Origin of the sequence: Glycomyces sp. YM15 (assembly GCF_016918015.1) — a bacterium.
GTDB lineage: Bacteria > Actinomycetota > Actinomycetes > Mycobacteriales > Micromonosporaceae > Glycomyces.
Genome location: NZ_JAERMK010000012.1, coordinates 26,782 through 42,767 on the forward strand (window position 1 = coordinate 26,782; position 15,986 = coordinate 42,767).

A 15,986-nucleotide genomic window follows, 5' to 3' on the forward strand; every position below is an offset into this window, starting at 1 on the left:
CGATGCGGTACAGGTACATTGCGGCGGTGGGGTTGGCGGCCGCGGTCTTGGGCGGCGTCCCGGCGCACGCGGAGGACGGCCCGATCGCGATCACCGTCCTCCGCGGCGGCGAAGCGGGAGCCGAGATCCGCGAGGGCGACACCGTCGCTTACGCCATCACCGTTGAGAACACCGGCGACGAGGCCTTCGAGGACCTCAAGGTCTCGCATCTGCTGCCCGCCGGATTCACCCTGAGCGACTCCGAGCCGGCCGGGGTGCGCGGTGGCGGCGGGGTCGACTGGACCCTCTCGCTGGAACCGGGTGAGCGCGTCGAGATCGAGGACACCGTCCGGGTCGGCAGCGGTGAGCAGATCGAGCAGGGGCAGCTCGTGGTCGTCGAGCAGCCCGACCTGTCGGCCGCGCCGGACGAGGGCACGGGCTTCACCACCACTGTGTGCGCGGCGACCGCCGGAGGCGGCGAGATACTCGGCTGCGCCAGCGACCAGGCGGCGCTGCTCGACCGCAAGGCCCCCTTCAGCCCCTGGCGGTGGGGCGCGGTCGCCGTCGGGGCAGCAGTCGTCGCGGCGGCGGCCTTTGTGTTCGGCCGCAGAGGGCTCAAGGCCCGCACGCGTCGCGCTTGAGCGGCGTCCGCCGCCGTGGGACGGACGCCGATCGGGTCCGAATCCTCCTCAGAGGGAGGCCTCACCGGTCCGCCGCTGAGCGGCGGGCTCGGGGATGTTGGCGGCCAGCGCCATGACGGATCCGGCGGCGAGCAGGAGCAGCCCGAGGGCGGCCGCGATCTCGCCCGTGCCGAGGGATCCGGCCGGAAGGTCCTCGCTGATGCGGAGGTCGCCGCCGTACAGCATCATGGCGCCCGCGAGGCCGCCGAAGGCCCAGGCGGTGCGGGTCTCGTGGGTGCGCAGCGTGAAGTACAGGGCGCACCAGACGACGAGCAGCAGCATGAGTCCGAGGGACATGAGGTAGGTCCGAGTGTCGGGCTGGACGCCTTCGACACCGGAGAGGTGCCAGTAGTCGAGGGATCCGCCTCCGGCGGTGTCGACCCAGGGCATGAACATCGAGCCGACCGTGAGTACCGAGCCGCCGAGGGCGGCCAGGCCGCCGATGCGGGAACACGGGGTCGAGGGCGTGCGCTCCATCTTCCACCTCCGGTTGAGAACCGTTGCGGTCTCAAGCGCACCACCGGGGGGGAGGCGTCGTCAACGTTCTTGACGGGTTCTTGACGTGAAAGGGATGGATCTGTCGGGAACCGGACAGAACGGTTGTGGGCTCACCGCCGGGCGGCGAGTCTGACGAGGTGCGCGTGCGCGTATTCGCAGACGACGGCGTGGCGGTAGACGGCGTGCGGGACGTCGGTGTTGGAGTCGGCGCGGATGGAGAGGTCGCCGTTCTGCCAGCGCAGGAAGACGGGGTCGCCGGTGATCTCGGCCAGGATGGCGAGGATCGAGTCGTCGAAGCGCATGGAGTGCACGGCCCGCCGGTACTCGTCGGGGGTGAGGCAGGCGGCGAACGGCAGGTTCATGAGGCACAGTGCGGTCTGGATGTCCAAGCGCAGCAGCCGGAACCGGTGCGGTTCGGGGTCGAGCGCCGGCATGTCGAGCCCGCCGTAGTCCACGACGTCGGGCGGTCCGATCCGGGTCCGGTCGAGCGCGGCGAGCACTTGGTAGACGTTGATGTCGTGTTCGATGACGGCCTTGTCGCCGAGCCCGGCGAGGTTCACGGGCCGGAGGGCGACGGGTGCGATGCCGGTGGCGGTGTTCCGGACGATGAAGTTGAGGAGGTTCGTCTCGATCACGAAGTGGCGGATGAGGAGTTCGACGGCGAGCGGGGAGACGAAGCGGCGCAGGAACCACAGGCAGAGCCGGTCCATGAGCCGGTGCGCGGTCCAGCGCACGGGTGTGAGGCGTTTGAGGGCGACGATGACGAGGGCGAGCACTCGCGAGACGGGCCGCAGGACGGGGTAGATCCAGGTGCGGGTCCACTGCCGCTGGTCGTCGGTGACCATGCGGGCGACGTCGGGTTCGAGCGGCATCGCGGGGTCGGCGATCATCGCGTCCCACATGGGAGGGTCGGCGAGCGGCGCATGGGCCGGTGCCGCCGCTCGCCCTGCCCCGCTAGACATGGTCGAGTTCTTCCAGTTGGAGGGCGTAGAGCCGGGCGACGACCTTGGCGGTCTTGACGATGGCGTCGGCGGCCGCGGTGTCGATGCGGGGCGAGGCGAGGATGGCCTGGAGTTTCGCGAAGTGGTCGTCGTCGGCTTCGCCGTGGTAGGCGAGGAACGACACCTGGTCGTCGCGGAGTCCGAGGGTCGCTTTGAAGCGGGCGGCCCAGCCGGAGGCCTTGCCGGTGCCGAGGCCTTCGATGATGAACATGGCGCCGAGCAGGCCGATCGGGTCGGGCTGACTCGCGGTGTGGAACATATACGCCGACAGCGCTTCCGAGCCGATGTTCTTCTCGCCGGAGCGGATGTCCTCTATGGATCCGCCGCAGGCGGCGTAGTCGCGTTCGATCATCATGAAGTCGCGGTGCTCTTCGGCGGCGTGGCCGATGGCGGCGCTGCGCAGGTCGAACAGGTCGACGGAGAAGTTGGAGGCGGCCCGGGAGATCCAGCGGGCGCCGTCGGCCACCTGCTGGCGCAGGTTGAACAGGAGCCGCCGGTAGTCCTCAAGGGTGGCGGTGCCCTCGCTGAGGCGGTGCATGACGGGCACCTGGTCGAGCCGCTGCTCGAACTCCCGCCACACGGCGTCCAGGCGGTCGTGGATGCTTTCGGACTGCGGCGCAACGGGAGTCACCGCTGGTGTGGCCGCTGGCGCGACGGGCGCCGCGACGGGCACGGCCTCGGGCGCCGCCGTCTCGGCGTCCACACAGGTCAAATGAGCGAACCCGAACGAGAACCGGCCCGATTCGGGAACGGCCAGCAGCACCGTCTGTCCCGGCTCGAACCGCCCGGTCCGCCAGCATTCCTCCAGGGCGATGAAGATCGAGGCCGCGCCGGTGTTCCCGCGCGTCTCGAGATTGGAGAACCAACGGCCCGTGTCGATCTGCGCCCCTGCCGAGGCCAGCTGGTCGAAGACGATGTCGCGGAAGGCGTTCGTCGAATAGTGGCACAGCACGTGGTCGAGCTTGCCGAGGTCGATGAGGCCTTCGCGGGCGAGCGCCTGGAATTCCCGCAGTCCGGCCTCCGCGAGGCTCCCGAGGGCGCTCGTGTCCTGGCGCAGCAGCATCATCCCGGCCTGTTCGGCCGCGGCGGCGCTGCCCATGTCCTGCCAGGTGCGGCCGGCGACGGGGGAGGGGCCTTCGCCCATCCCCGCCCGCATGCACACCGGGTGCGCGTGGGCGAGTGAGACGGTGCGGACCCAGTCGACACGCAGCGAGGGCCGGTCGGGGCGCGGCTGCGCTTCGACCAGTACGGCCCCGGCGCCGTCGGAGAGCATCCACCGCAGGAAGTGCGCGTCGCCGTCCCCGCCGCCTCCGTGACTGGGCTTCCCCAAGAAGCGCGAACCGCGCAGCCACCGGCTCGACAGCTCACTGCCGACCACGGCCGCGCGCCGCCGGTCGCCCAAGCGCACCTTCGCGACGGCCGCGTCGAGCGCGGCGAGGCTGGTGGAGCAGACCCCGGCGGCCGAAAGCACCTGCATCGGTCCGCCTCCCAAGCGCCCGTGCACCATCGACGCGAATCCGGGCACCAGCAGGTCGCCCTGGGTGGTCGCGGTGGCGAGCATGTCGAGGTCGGCGGCGCCCAGTCCGCGCTCGTCGAGCGCAGCGTGGAGCGCGTTCGCGGCCAGCTCCTCGTTCAGCTCGGTCGTGCGTCCCTGTGCGTCCAATGCGTAGTGGCGCTTGGCGATCCCGTTGGCGGCCAGGATGCGGCGGCGCAGCCGGTCGCCGCGCTCGTCGACCCCGCCGAGTCGCGCCGCGATCTCGTCGTTGCCGACCGGGGGACCGGGGAGGTAGGCGCCGGCGGCGGTGATATAGGCGTTCATGCCTCCATTGGACAGGACCGAAAGCGTTCGCGCATCGGCGCTTCTACTCAAAGAACAGCGCCGAAAGTACTCAGCGCGCCGTCGTTCAAAGACATCGTCGTCTCGGGGGCGCAGTCGTTCCGAGGCCTCAGTCGCCGTCGATGCCCTGCTCGATCGCGTACCGCACGAGCTGCGCCCGGTTGTGCAGCTGCAATTTGGTGAGGATGTGCTGCACGTGGTTCTGCACGGTCCGCTGCGACAGGACCAGCCGCTCGGCGATCTCGCGGTAGTTCAGGCCCTTCGCGACGTACCGCAGTACCTCGGTCTCGCGCGCGGAGAGCTTCGGTCGCTCCGCCTCGCCCGCGTTCGCCAGCCGCCGGTACTCGCCGAGCACGAGCCCCGCCAGGCCGGGCGTGAACACCGCGTCCCCGGCCGCGACCCGCTCGACCGCGTCGGCGAGTTCGGCCGCGGACGCCGACTTGACGAGGTAGCCCCTCGCCCCGGCCTTCATCGCTTCGAGCACATCGGACGATTCGCCGCTCGCCGAGAGGATGAGCGCCGCCGTCGGGCAGTCCTCCCCGATCGCCTGCAGCACCGCCACACCGGAGAGGTCAGGCAGCTGCAGGTCGAGGATCGCCACGTCGGGCCGCAGCTGCCGTATCGCGGTCACCGCCGACTTCCCCTCACCGAACACTCCCAGCACGCGGTGCCCGGCGCCGGTCAGGTCGCGGGCTATCGCCTCCCTCCATATCGGATGGTCATCGACCACGATCAGCGTCGCCATCGGCCTCCCCTTCCTCTCGCGGACGCGGCACCCGCATCTCGACCTCCGTCCCCAACCCGGGACCCGAGACCACCGTGACGGTCCCTCCGAGCTCACGCACACGGCCCTCGATCGACTGGGCCACACCGAGACGGCCCTCGGCGGCCGCCTCGGCCAACCGGCCCGGCGCGATGCCCGGCCCGTCGTCGCGCACGCTCACCGTGACCGCCGCACCGTCGTCCTCCACCAGCAGCCACACCCGCGTCCCGTCCGGGCAGTGCTCCCGCACATTGTCGACCGCGCTCGCCACGGCCGCCGCGACCTCCCGCGCCGTCGCCGCCGGCAGCCGCACCGGCGTCGCCGGGGCCGCCACGGTCACCGAACCGCCCGCATGCCGCCCCACCAGCTCACGCAGATCCCGCCGCCCGTCCAGCGGATGCCGGTACGACTCCGAGGAGATCAACGCCCGCAGCGCCTCCTCCTGCCGCCCCGCCAACCGGCCCAGCTCAGCCGCCTCGCCCCCGATCTCGTTGCCGCGGCGCTGCACCAGCGCCAGCACCTGCAGCACCGAATCGTGGATGTCCCGCGCCAGCCGCTCGCGCTCCCTGGCCGCCGCAGTTCGCTCCGTCGCCCGCCGCGTCCGCTCCTCGGCCTCCACCCCGAGCCGCACCAGGTGCCCCACCGTGAAACCGGTGAGCACCAGCAGCGCCGCCTCGTTCACCGTGTTCTCGCTGATCCCGCCCCGGAACACCATGCCGAACACCGCGATCACCCCGCCCGCCACGGCCCCGCTGCGCCGACCCCACGCCGCACCCCACGCCAGCACCACCCCGGCCAGCCACGGCCCCAACGAGATCGGCACCGCCCGTCCGTCCACCGCCAGCGCCCACGCCGACACCGCGACCGCCGCGGCCGTCACCGCCAGGTCCGCGTAGACCACCAGGTCCTCATACCCCTTCCGGGTGTACCGGTAGCTGACCGCCGCCGTCCAACCGGCGAGCACGACCACCAGCAGCGCCGCCGCCACCGGATGCCGCAGGTCTTCGAACGCCAGGGCGCCCAGCAGCACCGGATAGCCCAGAGCGACGAACCGGAACACGGCGACCGCCCGCCGCAACTGCGTCTGCAAACCCACCCGGGCATTCTCCCAGGCGCCCCGGAAGCACACGGTTCCAAGTGGGACGGGAGTTCCCTACACATCGGTCGGTGGCCCCCGGTCACTACAGTTGCCGCATGTCCTTCTCCAACCCCCGACCCGCCTCGATCAGCGTCGACTTCGGCACCTCGCACACCGTCGCCACCATCCGCCGCGCCGATGGCCGCGTCCACCAGCAGCTCTTCGACGGCTCCCCGCAGCTTCCCTCCGCAGTGTTCATGAACGACGAGGGCGGACCGGTCGTCGGCGCCGACGCCGTCCACTCCGGACGCCGCAAACCCGACCGGTACGAACCGAACCCCAAACGGCGCATCGACGACGCCCAGATCCTCCTCGGCGAGACCGAAATCCCCGTCACCAGCGTCATCGCCGCCGTCCTCTCGCGCGTCGCCCGCGAATGCGAGCAGACCCTCGGCGCCCTCGGCCCCGTCACCGTCACCGTGCCGGCCGCGTGGGGGCCGACCCGCCGTCACGTCGTCGCCGACGCCGCCACCGCTGCCGGACTCGGCACCGTGGACCTCGTCGCCGAACCCGTCGCCGCCGCCAGCTACTTCGTCGAGACCCTCGGCACGAACGTGTCGCCCGGCAGCGGCGTCGTGGTCTACGATCTCGGCGGCGGCACCTTCGACGCCACAGTCCTCCGCCACGCCACCACCGGCTTCGACGTCCTCGCCGTCGACGGCGCCGACGACCTCGGCGGCCTCGACTTCGACCAGGCCCTCGCCGAGCACCTCGCACGGAGCGTCCAGCCGGACGACGAGCGCTGGCAGCGCCTCACCAACCCGGTCGAGCTCGCCGACCTGCGTCACCGGACCGCCTTCATGGACGAGGTGCGCGGCGCCAAGGAACGGCTCTCCCGCAGCGCCTCGACCGACCTCACCATCCCGCTCCTCGACGTGGACGCCCACCTCACCCGCGAAGAACTCGAACTGGTCTGCACACCCCTGGTGATGCGCACCATCCGAGTCACCCAGGGCGTCATCCGCGAATCGGGCCTCGCCAAGGAGCAGATCGCCGGGCTCTTCCTGGTCGGCGCCGCCAGCCGCATGCCGCTCGTCGCCACGCTGCTCCACCGCGAACTCGGCATCGCACCCTCCGCGATCGAGCAGCCCGAACTCGCCGTCTCCGAAGGCGGACTCGTCGCCCAGCACACCGTCAGCACCCCGATCTCGGTGCCCAGCCCCGCCCTGCCGCCGCAGACCGCGACCCCGGTCGCCGCCCCCGTGCCGAGCCCGGTGAGCGCCCCGACCGGCCAGACGATGCGGCTGCAGCACCCGTCCGCCCCGCCGACGACCTCGCAGCCCACCCCGCAGTCCATTCCGGGCGCCCCGCCGCAGCAGATGACCCAGCCGCACATGGCGACACCGATGCCGCAGCCGCCCCCGACCGGCCAGTACCCGAACGGTCCCGTAGTGCCGCGCCAGGGCCCGTGGATCAAGTCCAAGCAGGGCATCGCGGTGCTCGCCTCGGTGGCCGCCATCGTCGTCCTGGCGGTCGGCGCGCTTGCCGCGCTGCAGTACCTGCCGAAGGACAGGGGCGAACAGGTCCTGTCGGGCGAGAACCAGCAGAGCGATGACGCCGCCGAGACCGACTCGGCCGGCGCCGAGGACGACACGGACGACACCGACGGTTCGGCCTCGACCGGCGACGACGGCGGCTTCGTACCGCTCGCCGAGGCGGTGCAGGGGGACCAGGTCGCCGCGATGGCCTCCCAGCACGTCGGCTCGGTCACGCAGATGGAGGTCGCCCGACTCGACGGCGCGAGCGTGGTCCTGACCGGCGGCGACGACGCGATCGTCCGCATCTGGGACACCGCGGACGGGCGGCTCGTCGACGAGTACCGGGGGCACCAGGGATCGATCCAGAGCCTCGGCGTCGTCACGGAGGCCGGCGGCCGCGTCGCCGTCTTCTCCAGCGACGGTGACACCGACGACACCTGGTACCTCGACGACCCCGCCACGTCCGTCGCGGACCGCGATTCCCAGTACGACTCGATCTACTGGTACGGGCTCTGGGACGGCACTCCCGCCTACGCCACCGACTACGAGGTCAAGCAGCTCTTCACGGGCAACGAGATCACCGGAATCTCCACTTCGTACGGGGAGGGCCTCCGCTTGGTGGAGGTGGGCGGCACGCTTCGCGCCGTCACACACTACGAGAACCGCGTCGTCGTGACCGATCTCGCCAGCGGCGACCCGGTCGGCGGCACCTTCGACCAGCTCCCTTACGACATCATGGCGCTCGCCGCGGGCCAGGCCGCCGGGAAGAGCCTTGCGGTCACCGTCACGGGCGAGGGCGCCATCCAGGCCTGGGACCTCGCCGCGGCCGAACCGTTCGGCCAGCCGGCCCAAGAGCTCTACCAGACCGTGACCGGTCTGCGCGTGATCGAGATCGACGGCAAGGCCCATGTCCTCACCGTCGGCGACCAGGGTCTCAGCCTGTTCTCGCTCGACACCGGCGAGCAGGTCGGGGAGAGCTTCGCCGAGCACACCGGCGACGAGGCGATCACCGCCGCCGAGGTGACCTCGATCGACGGACACCAGGTCGTCGTGGTCGGCACCGCCGTCGGCGCAGTCGAGGTGTGGAGCCTGTGACCGGGAACGGCGCGGGCCCCTCGGGGTCCGCGCCGCACTTCAGGACTTCGGCGCTTCAGCCGGAAGCGGCGTTGCGGGACCGGACGCCGCAGCGGGTGTTCCGGTCTCGCGGTGCTTGCGCCCCAAGCAGATCGGGACGATGATCGCGGCGGGCGGGAACGGCGGCACGACGCCGATCACGGCCGAGACGGCGGCGAGGAACCCCACCACGCCGTTGAACCCCACGACGAGCCCGTCCCCGAACGAGTCGGACCGCCGTAAGTCTCTCGATCGCAGGAGGGCGCTCATCGCCGCGCTTCGACGCCGCGCGGCCGGGACGCGTTCCCTCCGCCGACTCCAGAAGCGCACCGAAACTGTTGCCATATACTTGCAATAGCGGTGCACGCCATGTGGCATGTGATATGCCACCATCCCGGGCGCAACACCCGAGCATTGTTGAAGACCATGAGGGGGACCGATTGGCGAAGAAGGAGACACCGGTGACCGATCACGAACAGGCCCCGCCCGGCGACCGCGCCGATGGCGGCGATGTTCCCGGTGAGCACGGCCGGGCGCACCCGATCACGCAGTACGGCGAAGCCGTCCTGCACCGCGCCTGCAAACCCGTCGAGGCCTTTGACGAAGCGCTCGCAACGCTGGTCGAGGACATGTTCGCGAGCATGTACGCCGCCAACGGCGTCGGCCTGGCGGCGAACCAGATCGGCGTCGACGCCCGGGTCTTCGTCCTCGACTGCGAAGACGCCGACGGCGTGCGCACCGTGGCGGCCGTCGTGAACCCGGTGCTCCACCTGCCTCCCGCGCCGCGGGAGCTCATGGTCGACGACGAGGGCTGCCTGTCGGTGCCCGGCGCGTTCGAGGACACAGCGCGTGCGGCCACCGCCGTGGTCGAAGGGTTCGACGCGGACGGCAGACCCGTGCGCATCGAGGGCACCGGCACCCTCGCCCGGTGCCTCCAGCACGAGTACGACCACCTTGAAGGCACCGTCTACGTCGACCGGCTCCCGAAGAAGGCCCGCAACCGCGCCCTCGCCGAGGCCGGCCTGCGCTAGACCTGCGGAGGCGCCGCCCGGAACCAGCGGACCGAGGCGGGGGCGAGGAGGCATGCGGCTACGGCGATCGGCAGCGCGACGAACGCCAGCGCGAAGACCCCGGCCATGGTCATGTCCCCGTTCTCGCGGAAGAACGGGTCGGCCGCGGCCAGCAGGAGGAAGCCCCCGATGGTCAGGACGCTCGCGGCGGAGACCACGAGCGTCGCCCATCGGGCGGCCCCGTGCCGCCGGCCGACGTGGATCGCCAGGAAGGGCAGGGCCGCGACCGCGAGGTTGAACAGGCCCGAGCCGACCACCAGGTCGAGCCCGAACGCGGTGCCGTCGGGCGGGAACGCCGCGGCGTAGAGGTACGGTCCGAAGATGGCGAGTCCGGCCGCGAACAGGACCCAGATGAGCGTCTGCGCGGCGGTCACGGCTTCGGGTTTGGCCGCTGGAGCGGGGGTTCCGGTCACTGGTCTCCCTTGTGCGGATGGGGATCGGCGGACCGGACCACGATAGGGGAGCCGCGCCGGCGCCGCCCGCCGTCGGGCCGCTATGCCATCATCGTGCGGTGGATTACCAAGAGCTCAAACAGGAACTGCGCCGGTCCTACGACGCCGATGCCGACTCCCGCGCGGTCATGCACGACACCCCTTGGAAAGCCATGGAACGCAGCCGTTTCGCCGCGAGACTTCGCGAGGCGGGCGCGTCGCGGCTGCTGGAGATCGGTGCGGGGCACGGCATCAGCGGCCGGTTCTTCGCCGACCAGGGCTTCGACGTGACATGCGTCGACCTCTCGCCCGAGCTCGTCGCGCACTGCCGCGCCAAGGGCCTCGACGCGCAGGTCATGGACTTCGGGGACCTGGCGTTCGAAGACGCGTCCTTCGACGCCGTGTTCGGCATGAACTGCCTGCTGCACGTGCCGAAGAGCGAACTGGCGGGCGTGCTCGCCGAAGTGCGCCGCGTGCTCGCCTCCGGAGGGTTGTTCTACTGGGGACAGTACGGCGGCCAGGACTACGAGGGCGTCTGGGAGACCGACCACTGCGTCCCGAAGCGGTTCTTCTCCTTCTTCACCGCCGACCGCATCGAAGCGGTTGCGGCCGAGCACTTCGACCCCGTCGAGGCGAACCACACCGCGCTCGAATCGGACATCGACCAGTACCAGGGCCTCATTCTCCGCAAGCGCTGCGACCGCTGAGATACCGTTGATGCAGGGTTTGGGGTTGGGCAAGCGCTCCATCGCGCTCTATCCTCGCTTCAGGCCGCCTCACGGCCGATCCAGGCGCGGAACGGGGGAGACGACATTGTCCGCTGAGCAGCAGCAGATCGCCGAACTCATCGCCATCGGCAACGACGGGCGCCTGTACGCGACCGAGCCCGACCGGCTCCGCCGCCTCGTCCGCTACGAGCTCGCGCGCGAAGAGCGGCTCGCCCAGCCGGAACTGCGGCAGGCCGGCGTCGGGCTCCTCGCGCTCGGCGAGTACGCCGAAGCGAAACGGGTGCTCACGGCGGCACTGGAACGCGCGAAGACCCCGCACCAGAGGGTCGCGGCGCTCGTCAACCTCGGCGACGCCCACCGCTACCCCGGCGAGCTCGCCGCCGCCGAGCCGCTGTACGAGCAGGCGATCGAGATCGCGCAGGCCGAGAGCCCCAATACCCTGCACTTCGCGTTGCAGCACTACGGCAAGCACCTCATCGACGCCCGCCGTCCCCACCTCGCGGTCGAAATCCTCACCGAGGTGCTGCTCATGCGCCGGAAACTCGGCGATCCGGCCCTGATCGCGTCGACCCAGGAGGCGTTGAGCGCCGCCCGCGCGGCCGTCGGACAACGTACGATCTGACACTCTCCGTGTTGCACCGTCCTTCTGTCCGAGCAAAGGAACGCCATGACGACGAACCTGACCGCCGACTCGAAACCCGCACATCACGAGGCGATCGGCCTCGCCCGCATCGCCGACATGCTCAGGGCCGAAGCCGCGAACGGCCTCTACTGGGGCGGCGAACCCGGCGAGGAAGCCCGCCTGCGGGCAATGCGCGACCGCGCCGCAGCGCTTCTCGCCGAGGTCGACCACCGCTCGTACGAGGAGATCCTGGCGGTCTTCGCGACCGACGACGACCTGCGGACACCGATTCCCGGCACCGAGTTCCGCATCGGCTGCGGCGACGGCGCCCGCCTCGTCCACCGTCGCCGCTTCCGTTCCGACACCCTCGGGCGGCGCCTCGAAGCGACCGCAGCCGCCCTCGGCGCCGAGGTCCCTTCCGAGCCGATCGCCATCGCCGACACCGATCTCGCGGACTTGCCGTGCCCGCACACCTACCTGCTCGTCTACGAGTTCGCGACCGACCTCGATGCCGACGCGGCCGTGCAGCTGCTGGAGCCGGCCGACCCGGACCTCGACGGCGACCTGCCGACCTTCGCCCCGGCGGCGAGCGCGGTGGCGCGCGAACGCGGCCCGCTGCGCGTCTCGCCGGCGGCCAAGGAGATCCTCGACGCGGTCGCCGTCATCGCGAAGGAGGCCCTCGCCGCCGCGACGAGCCCGTACTCGATCGAACGGCACCACCGCGTCGCCGCGCACTGCGAGCGCACTGTGGAAGCCGACCTGGTCTATCCGCGCATCGACTGCGGCGAGCTCGCCGCGTACATGATCCCGACCGGCGCCGACGCCGCGATCTTCGACGACGAGGGCCGCATCCTCGTCATCCAGCGCACCGACACCGGCCAGTGGGCGGCGCCCGGCGGCGGTGCCGAGGTCGGCGAACCGGTCGGCCTGGCCTCGATCCGCGAGGCGTTCGAGGAGACCGGCATCGAAGTCGAGCTGACGGGACTGGCGGGGGCGTTCGACAATCGGGACACCGATCTCGGCGACGGCCGCATGCCGATGATCATGAGCTTCACCGCCCGCCGGACCCGGCCGGACCAGACGATCCGCCTCGCCCCGCTCGAGGCCTCCGACCACCGCTGGATGACCGAAGCGGAAGCAGCGGAAGCGGACCTGTTCAAGGGACACGAGCTCCGCATCCCCGTCGCCTTCGACCTCCACAAGGCCGAGCGGTGACCTTCTTTCGGTGAACGCGAAGGCCCGGCAGCCGATCGGCTGCCGGGCCTTCGCGACAGGACCCCAGAGCACAGGACCTCAGAAGATCAGGCCGTCGCACGAGCTCTCGATGGCGGTGAGCGCCGCCGTCTCCTCGGCGGAACCCTCCGCGGTGTCGTAGTAGTCGTTGAGGTCGTCGACGCAGGCCTGCAGGACCTCCGCGTCCGCGGCCGGGCCCTCCAGCTCCGACACCTGCGCTTCGGCCGCCTCCAAGTCCTCCTGCAGCTGGGCGATCTCCTTGTCGCGGTCGGAGAGCCGCGTGTCGGCGTCCTCCAGGTCGCCGTTCGCCCGCAGCCACAGCGCGATCGACACCGCGGCCGCCGCCAGTCCCACGGCCATGCCGACCGCGAGGAGCGGCACCAGCGGCGACTTGCGCGGCGCCGCCGGAGGCGGCGGCTGCAGCAGCGGTTGCGTCCCGTAACCCTGCTGCGGCGGGACGCCCTGCGGTGGCGGGCCGGGTTGCGTCGGGACCGGGGGCTGCGGGGCGTATCCGGAGTCGTAGGGCTGCGGCTGCAGCGGGGAGTAGGCGGGCGGGACGCTCTGGGGCGGCTGGGGATCGCTCGGACCGCCGAGGTTGTAGTGCGGAGGCGGGTTGTAGGCCATGATGGCTCCTTCAACGGATGGGTGCGGTCCAGGGTAGAGCGGCCGTGCGAATCCGACGGCACTACCAGTGTGACGACAGGGCACAGGGACCGGCCCCCGCCGTTACCCAAACTTGACATCACGGACCCGCAACGGCACGCTTCCCGAACGGCGCGGGCGGGCGCGGATCGACCGCGCCCGCCCGGACCGCTACGCCGCCTTCAGTGTCCCGCCGTCGATCACGTGGTCGGCGCCGTGGATGTTCGCCGCCCGGTCCGAGAGCAGGAACGCCACCAGATCGGCGACCTCCTCCGGCTCGCCGATGCGGCCCGACGCGATGCCGAACTGTCCCGGGATCGACGCGAGCAGGTCCCCGTGCGCCACCCCGAACGCTTCGGCGACCTTGCCGCCGAAGCGCTCCTCGTCCCGCCACAGCGAGGAGCCGATGACACCGGGGGAGACCGTGTTGACCCGCACGCCCTGCGGCGCGACCTCTTCGCTCAGTCGCTTGGAGAACATCGTGAGCGCGGCCTTGGCCTCCGCGTAGCCGACCGGGGAACCGGTCGGCATGCGGCCGTTGACCGAGGAGACGTTCACGATCGCGCCGCGTCGCTCCACGATGCCCGGCAGCGCCGCCCTCGTGGTCCACACCGCACTGAACAGGTTGAGGTTGAAGACCTCCGCCCACTGTTCGGCGGGGACGTCGAGGAACCCGCCGATGACCAGCCGGTCGGCATCCCCGCCGCCGACATTGTTGACCAGCAGGTCGATCCCGCCGACCGCACCGGCCGCCTCGTGGACGATGCGCTCGGCGCCCTCCCTGGTGGACAGGTCGGCACTGACCGTGGCCGCGGCGACCTTCTCCAGCTCGGGGGTGATGGTGCGGGCGGCGCCGACGACGCGGACGCCTTCGGCCGCGAGGGTCTCGGCGATCGCGAGGCCGATGCCGCGGCTGGCGCCGGTGACGAGGGCGGTCTTGCCGTTGAGTCCGAGTTCCATGGGACTGCCTTTCATCTGTTCTTGAACTACAGGTCAAAAATTGGGGCGGAAAAAACGCCCTCGAACGAGGGCGCATCGGTCACCGCGGTGGTCAGAGGCCCGCCACCGCGGTGTCGATGATCCGGTGCAGCACCGGGCCGTCGTGGGTCTGGGCCATGACGCGCAACCCGACCACCGTGTTCATCAGGAAATGGGCCTGGGCGTCGGCGTCGACCTCCTTCGCGACGTCGCCGTCGCGCTGGCCCTTGCGAATCCGATCGGCGAACAGCCCGATGGTCGCATCGGTCATCCGCTGCACCGCCCGGATCGCCTCGGGGTCCTTGCCGCCCAGCTCGAGGGCGGTGCTGGCCGCGAGGCAGCCGCGCCTCACCGGGCCGTCGAGGTCGATGTCGACCAGGAGCGCCAGGTAGGCGCGGAGGCGTTCCTTGGCGGTGCCCGGCTCGTTGAGGAAGGCCTCGGTCATCTCCGATCCGACCTGCCCGTACAGGTCGAGCGCCTTGCCGAACAGTTCCCGCTTGGAGCCGAACGCGTGGTACAGGCTGCCCTTGCCGACGCCGGTGGCCTCGGCGAGGTCCGCGGGGGAGGTTCCCGCGTAGCCCTTGGTCCAGAACGTCTCCATCGCCTGCGCGACGGCCACGTCCGGTTCGAAGTTCTTCGGCCTGCCCATGCCCTGAACCCTACAACATTCTTGACCCATGGGTCAACAACGGGGTGGGCATTGGCGCCGCGGCGCTGAAGCCGCTGGTGTGCAACAGGTCCGAAGAGCGCGGTGATCATGCCGATTCGTACGGTTGCCGCGGTTGCCGGGCCGGGCGATACTGGAACCGTGCTCAAACCCCTCGTCATCGCCTCCGATCTGGACGGCACGCTCCTCGCCCCGGACGGCGCCCTGTCCGGGCGGACCCGCGACGCCCTCGCGGCCGCCCGCGACGACGGCATGGCCGTCGTCGCCGTCACCGCCCGCACCCCCTACGGCGTCGACATGCTGCCCGACCTCCTGCCGTACCTCGACGGCGCGGTCTGCTCGAACGGCGCGATCGTCTACGACCCACCGACCGGCCGCGTCCGAGTCCTCCGCTCGATCCGGATCTCATTGGGCCGCAAGGTCGTCGCCGCCATCGCAAGGCGCCTGCCCGACGCGGTGTTCGCCGTGGAGAACGGCACCGCCATCATCGGCGAGGAGCCCTACCGCGCGCTTGTCGGCGCCTCGAACTGGGAGTTCGCGGCCGATGTGGACGGGGTCTTCAAGCGCGCCAAGCGGGTCGTGAAGATCAAGGTCTACTGCGCCGAACGCACCGGCGAGGAGATGGCCGCCGCTGTCGCCGACGCCGGGCTCGGCGGACTCGCCATGTGCCACTGGGGCGATTTCGGGATGCTCGACCTGAACGCCCGGGGCGCCGACAAGGCCTTCGGCCTCGCCACCTGGTGCCGCGAGCGCCGGGTCGGCCCGGCATCGGTGATCGCATTCGGCGACATGCCGAACGACGTGCCGATGCTCGCCTGGGCGGGTCGGTCCTACGCCATGGGCGATGCCCACCCCGAGGCCGTCGCCGCCGCCACCGACCGCGCCGCCACCAATGCCGAGGACGGGGTCGCCCAGATCATCGAAGGCCTCCTCGACAACGACACCGCGGCGGCCGCCTGACCCGCGCGGCCGCCCGGAATAACCCGTTGCGGGCCTCCGCCCGGTCTGCTGGACTGGGCGGAGCGCGGCACTGCGCGCTCGCGGCTCGCGCGCTTCGACGAGCGTGCCGCGCCCGATCGACCGACGAAGGGGCCACCATGCGCCGACAGCTCATGTCATCCGAGAACC

Annotated in this window: 17 protein-coding genes; 7 read left to right on the forward strand and 10 right to left on the reverse strand. The window is 71.2% G+C overall.

Going from position 1 to position 15,986, the window contains the following annotated elements; translation table 11 throughout:
• The first annotated feature begins 2 nt into the window (after positions 1-2).
• Positions 3-620 carry a DUF11 domain-containing protein gene (locus tag JHY01_RS14365; protein ID WP_205326345.1) on the forward strand — a complete coding sequence of 206 codons (618 nt, stop codon included), beginning with the start codon at positions 3-5 and terminating at the stop codon, positions 618-620.
• 48 nt (positions 621-668) lie between these two features.
• On the opposite strand, the gene JHY01_RS14370 is transcribed toward JHY01_RS14365, so the two are convergent.
• From JHY01_RS14370 to macS, 5 genes are all read right to left on the reverse strand, one after another.
• Positions 669-1,136, reverse strand: a complete 468-nt coding sequence (locus tag JHY01_RS14370; protein WP_205326346.1) for a hypothetical protein — start codon at positions 1,134-1,136, stop codon at positions 669-671.
• 131 nt (positions 1,137-1,267) lie between these two features.
• Entirely contained in the window at positions 1,268-2,119 is an 852-nt protein-coding gene (locus JHY01_RS14375; protein ID WP_205326347.1) for a hypothetical protein, read from the reverse strand.
• The gene (locus JHY01_RS14380) at positions 2,112-3,977 is read right to left on the reverse strand and encodes a 3-oxoacyl-[acyl-carrier-protein] synthase III C-terminal domain-containing protein (RefSeq protein WP_205326348.1); all 1,866 of its coding nucleotides are present in this window, start codon (positions 3,975-3,977) and stop codon (positions 2,112-2,114) included. Before JHY01_RS14380 ends, JHY01_RS14375 begins: the two co-directional genes overlap by 8 nt.
• A gap of 127 nt (positions 3,978-4,104) precedes the next feature.
• Positions 4,105-4,740 carry a response regulator transcription factor gene (locus tag JHY01_RS14385; protein WP_205326349.1) on the reverse strand — a complete coding sequence of 212 codons (636 nt, stop codon included), beginning with the start codon at positions 4,738-4,740 and terminating at the stop codon, positions 4,105-4,107.
• Complete coding sequence (gene macS, locus JHY01_RS14390; RefSeq protein WP_205326350.1) at positions 4,715-5,854, reverse strand: MacS family sensor histidine kinase; 1,140 nt, start codon at positions 5,852-5,854, stop codon at positions 4,715-4,717. The genes JHY01_RS14385 and macS overlap by 26 nt, the downstream gene beginning before the upstream one ends.
• A 98-nt stretch (positions 5,855-5,952) precedes the next feature.
• Between macS and JHY01_RS14395 the strand changes: the two genes are divergently transcribed.
• Positions 5,953-8,469: an Hsp70 family protein gene (locus JHY01_RS14395; RefSeq protein ID WP_205326351.1), complete on the forward strand. Its 2,517-nt coding sequence runs from the start codon at positions 5,953-5,955 to the stop codon at positions 8,467-8,469.
• A gap of 39 nt (positions 8,470-8,508) precedes the next feature.
• Here JHY01_RS14395 and JHY01_RS14400 read toward each other — a convergent pair whose 3' ends face one another.
• Positions 8,509-8,832 (reverse strand): hypothetical protein, encoded by a 324-nt coding sequence (locus JHY01_RS14400; RefSeq protein WP_205326352.1) that lies wholly within the window; start codon positions 8,830-8,832, stop codon positions 8,509-8,511.
• 116 nt (positions 8,833-8,948) lie between these two features.
• Here JHY01_RS14400 and def point away from each other — a divergent pair, with 116 nt between their 5' ends.
• Entirely contained in the window at positions 8,949-9,518 is a 570-nt protein-coding gene (gene def, locus JHY01_RS14405) for a peptide deformylase (RefSeq protein ID WP_307814449.1), read from the forward strand.
• On the opposite strand, the gene JHY01_RS14410 is transcribed toward def, so the two are convergent.
• Positions 9,515-9,970 carry a hypothetical protein gene (locus JHY01_RS14410; protein ID WP_205326354.1) on the reverse strand — a complete coding sequence of 152 codons (456 nt, stop codon included), beginning with the start codon at positions 9,968-9,970 and terminating at the stop codon, positions 9,515-9,517. The two genes, def and JHY01_RS14410, sit on opposite strands and share 4 nt — an antisense overlap.
• Before the next feature lie 98 nt (positions 9,971-10,068).
• Between JHY01_RS14410 and JHY01_RS14415 the strand changes: the two genes are divergently transcribed.
• The 3 genes from JHY01_RS14415 (at position 10,069) to JHY01_RS14425 (ending at position 12,553) form a co-directional block, all read left to right on the forward strand.
• Positions 10,069-10,695, forward strand: coding sequence for a class I SAM-dependent methyltransferase (locus JHY01_RS14415; RefSeq protein WP_307814450.1), 627 nt, complete (start codon positions 10,069-10,071; stop codon positions 10,693-10,695).
• A gap of 106 nt (positions 10,696-10,801) precedes the next feature.
• Positions 10,802-11,338, forward strand: a complete 537-nt coding sequence (locus tag JHY01_RS14420) for a tetratricopeptide repeat protein (protein ID WP_205326356.1) — start codon at positions 10,802-10,804, stop codon at positions 11,336-11,338.
• A gap of 45 nt (positions 11,339-11,383) precedes the next feature.
• Positions 11,384-12,553, forward strand: coding sequence for an NUDIX hydrolase (locus JHY01_RS14425; RefSeq protein ID WP_205326357.1), 1,170 nt, complete (start codon positions 11,384-11,386; stop codon positions 12,551-12,553).
• A gap of 78 nt (positions 12,554-12,631) precedes the next feature.
• Here the strand turns inward: JHY01_RS14425 and JHY01_RS14430 are convergent, their stop codons facing one another.
• The 3 genes from JHY01_RS14430 to JHY01_RS14440 all read right to left on the reverse strand — a co-directional run bounded on the left by JHY01_RS14430 (position 12,632) and on the right by JHY01_RS14440 (position 14,840).
• Complete coding sequence (locus JHY01_RS14430; RefSeq protein WP_205326358.1) at positions 12,632-13,195, reverse strand: hypothetical protein; 564 nt, start codon at positions 13,193-13,195, stop codon at positions 12,632-12,634.
• Positions 13,196-13,384: 189 nt separating this feature from the next.
• Positions 13,385-14,173 (reverse strand): oxidoreductase, encoded by a 789-nt coding sequence (locus tag JHY01_RS14435; RefSeq protein ID WP_205326359.1) that lies wholly within the window; start codon positions 14,171-14,173, stop codon positions 13,385-13,387.
• Between the two features lie 91 nt (positions 14,174-14,264).
• The gene (locus JHY01_RS14440) at positions 14,265-14,840 is read right to left on the reverse strand and encodes a TetR/AcrR family transcriptional regulator (RefSeq protein ID WP_205326360.1); all 576 of its coding nucleotides are present in this window, start codon (positions 14,838-14,840) and stop codon (positions 14,265-14,267) included.
• A gap of 159 nt (positions 14,841-14,999) precedes the next feature.
• Between JHY01_RS14440 and JHY01_RS14445 the strand changes: the two genes are divergently transcribed.
• Positions 15,000-15,818, forward strand: coding sequence for an HAD family hydrolase (locus JHY01_RS14445; protein ID WP_205326361.1), 819 nt, complete (start codon positions 15,000-15,002; stop codon positions 15,816-15,818).
• Positions 15,819-15,986 lie beyond the last annotated feature (168 nt).

Bases quoted from the DNA above. Each gene is read 5' to 3' on its own strand.
- JHY01_RS14365 (WP_205326345.1), top strand. From the start codon at position 3: ATGCGGTACAGGTACATTGCGGCGGTGGGGTTGGCGGCCGCGGTCTTG.
- JHY01_RS14370 (WP_205326346.1), bottom strand. From the start codon at position 1,136: ATGGAGCGCACGCCCTCGACCCCGTGTTCCCGCATCGGCGGCCTGGCC.
- JHY01_RS14375 (WP_205326347.1), bottom strand. From the start codon at position 2,119: ATGTCTAGCGGGGCAGGGCGAGCGGCGGCACCGGCCCATGCGCCGCTC.
- JHY01_RS14380 (WP_205326348.1), bottom strand. From the start codon at position 3,977: ATGAACGCCTATATCACCGCCGCCGGCGCCTACCTCCCCGGTCCCCCG.
- JHY01_RS14385 (WP_205326349.1), bottom strand. From the start codon at position 4,740: ATGGCGACGCTGATCGTGGTCGATGACCATCCGATATGGAGGGAGGCG.
- JHY01_RS14395 (WP_205326351.1), top strand. From the start codon at position 5,953: ATGTCCTTCTCCAACCCCCGACCCGCCTCGATCAGCGTCGACTTCGGC.
- JHY01_RS14400 (WP_205326352.1), bottom strand. From the start codon at position 8,832: ATGGCAACAGTTTCGGTGCGCTTCTGGAGTCGGCGGAGGGAACGCGTC.
- JHY01_RS14425 (WP_205326357.1), top strand. From the start codon at position 11,384: ATGACGACGAACCTGACCGCCGACTCGAAACCCGCACATCACGAGGCG.
- JHY01_RS14430 (WP_205326358.1), bottom strand. From the start codon at position 13,195: ATGGCCTACAACCCGCCTCCGCACTACAACCTCGGCGGTCCGAGCGAT.
- JHY01_RS14435 (WP_205326359.1), bottom strand. From the start codon at position 14,173: ATGGAACTCGGACTCAACGGCAAGACCGCCCTCGTCACCGGCGCCAGC.
- JHY01_RS14440 (WP_205326360.1), bottom strand. From the start codon at position 14,840: ATGGGCAGGCCGAAGAACTTCGAACCGGACGTGGCCGTCGCGCAGGCG.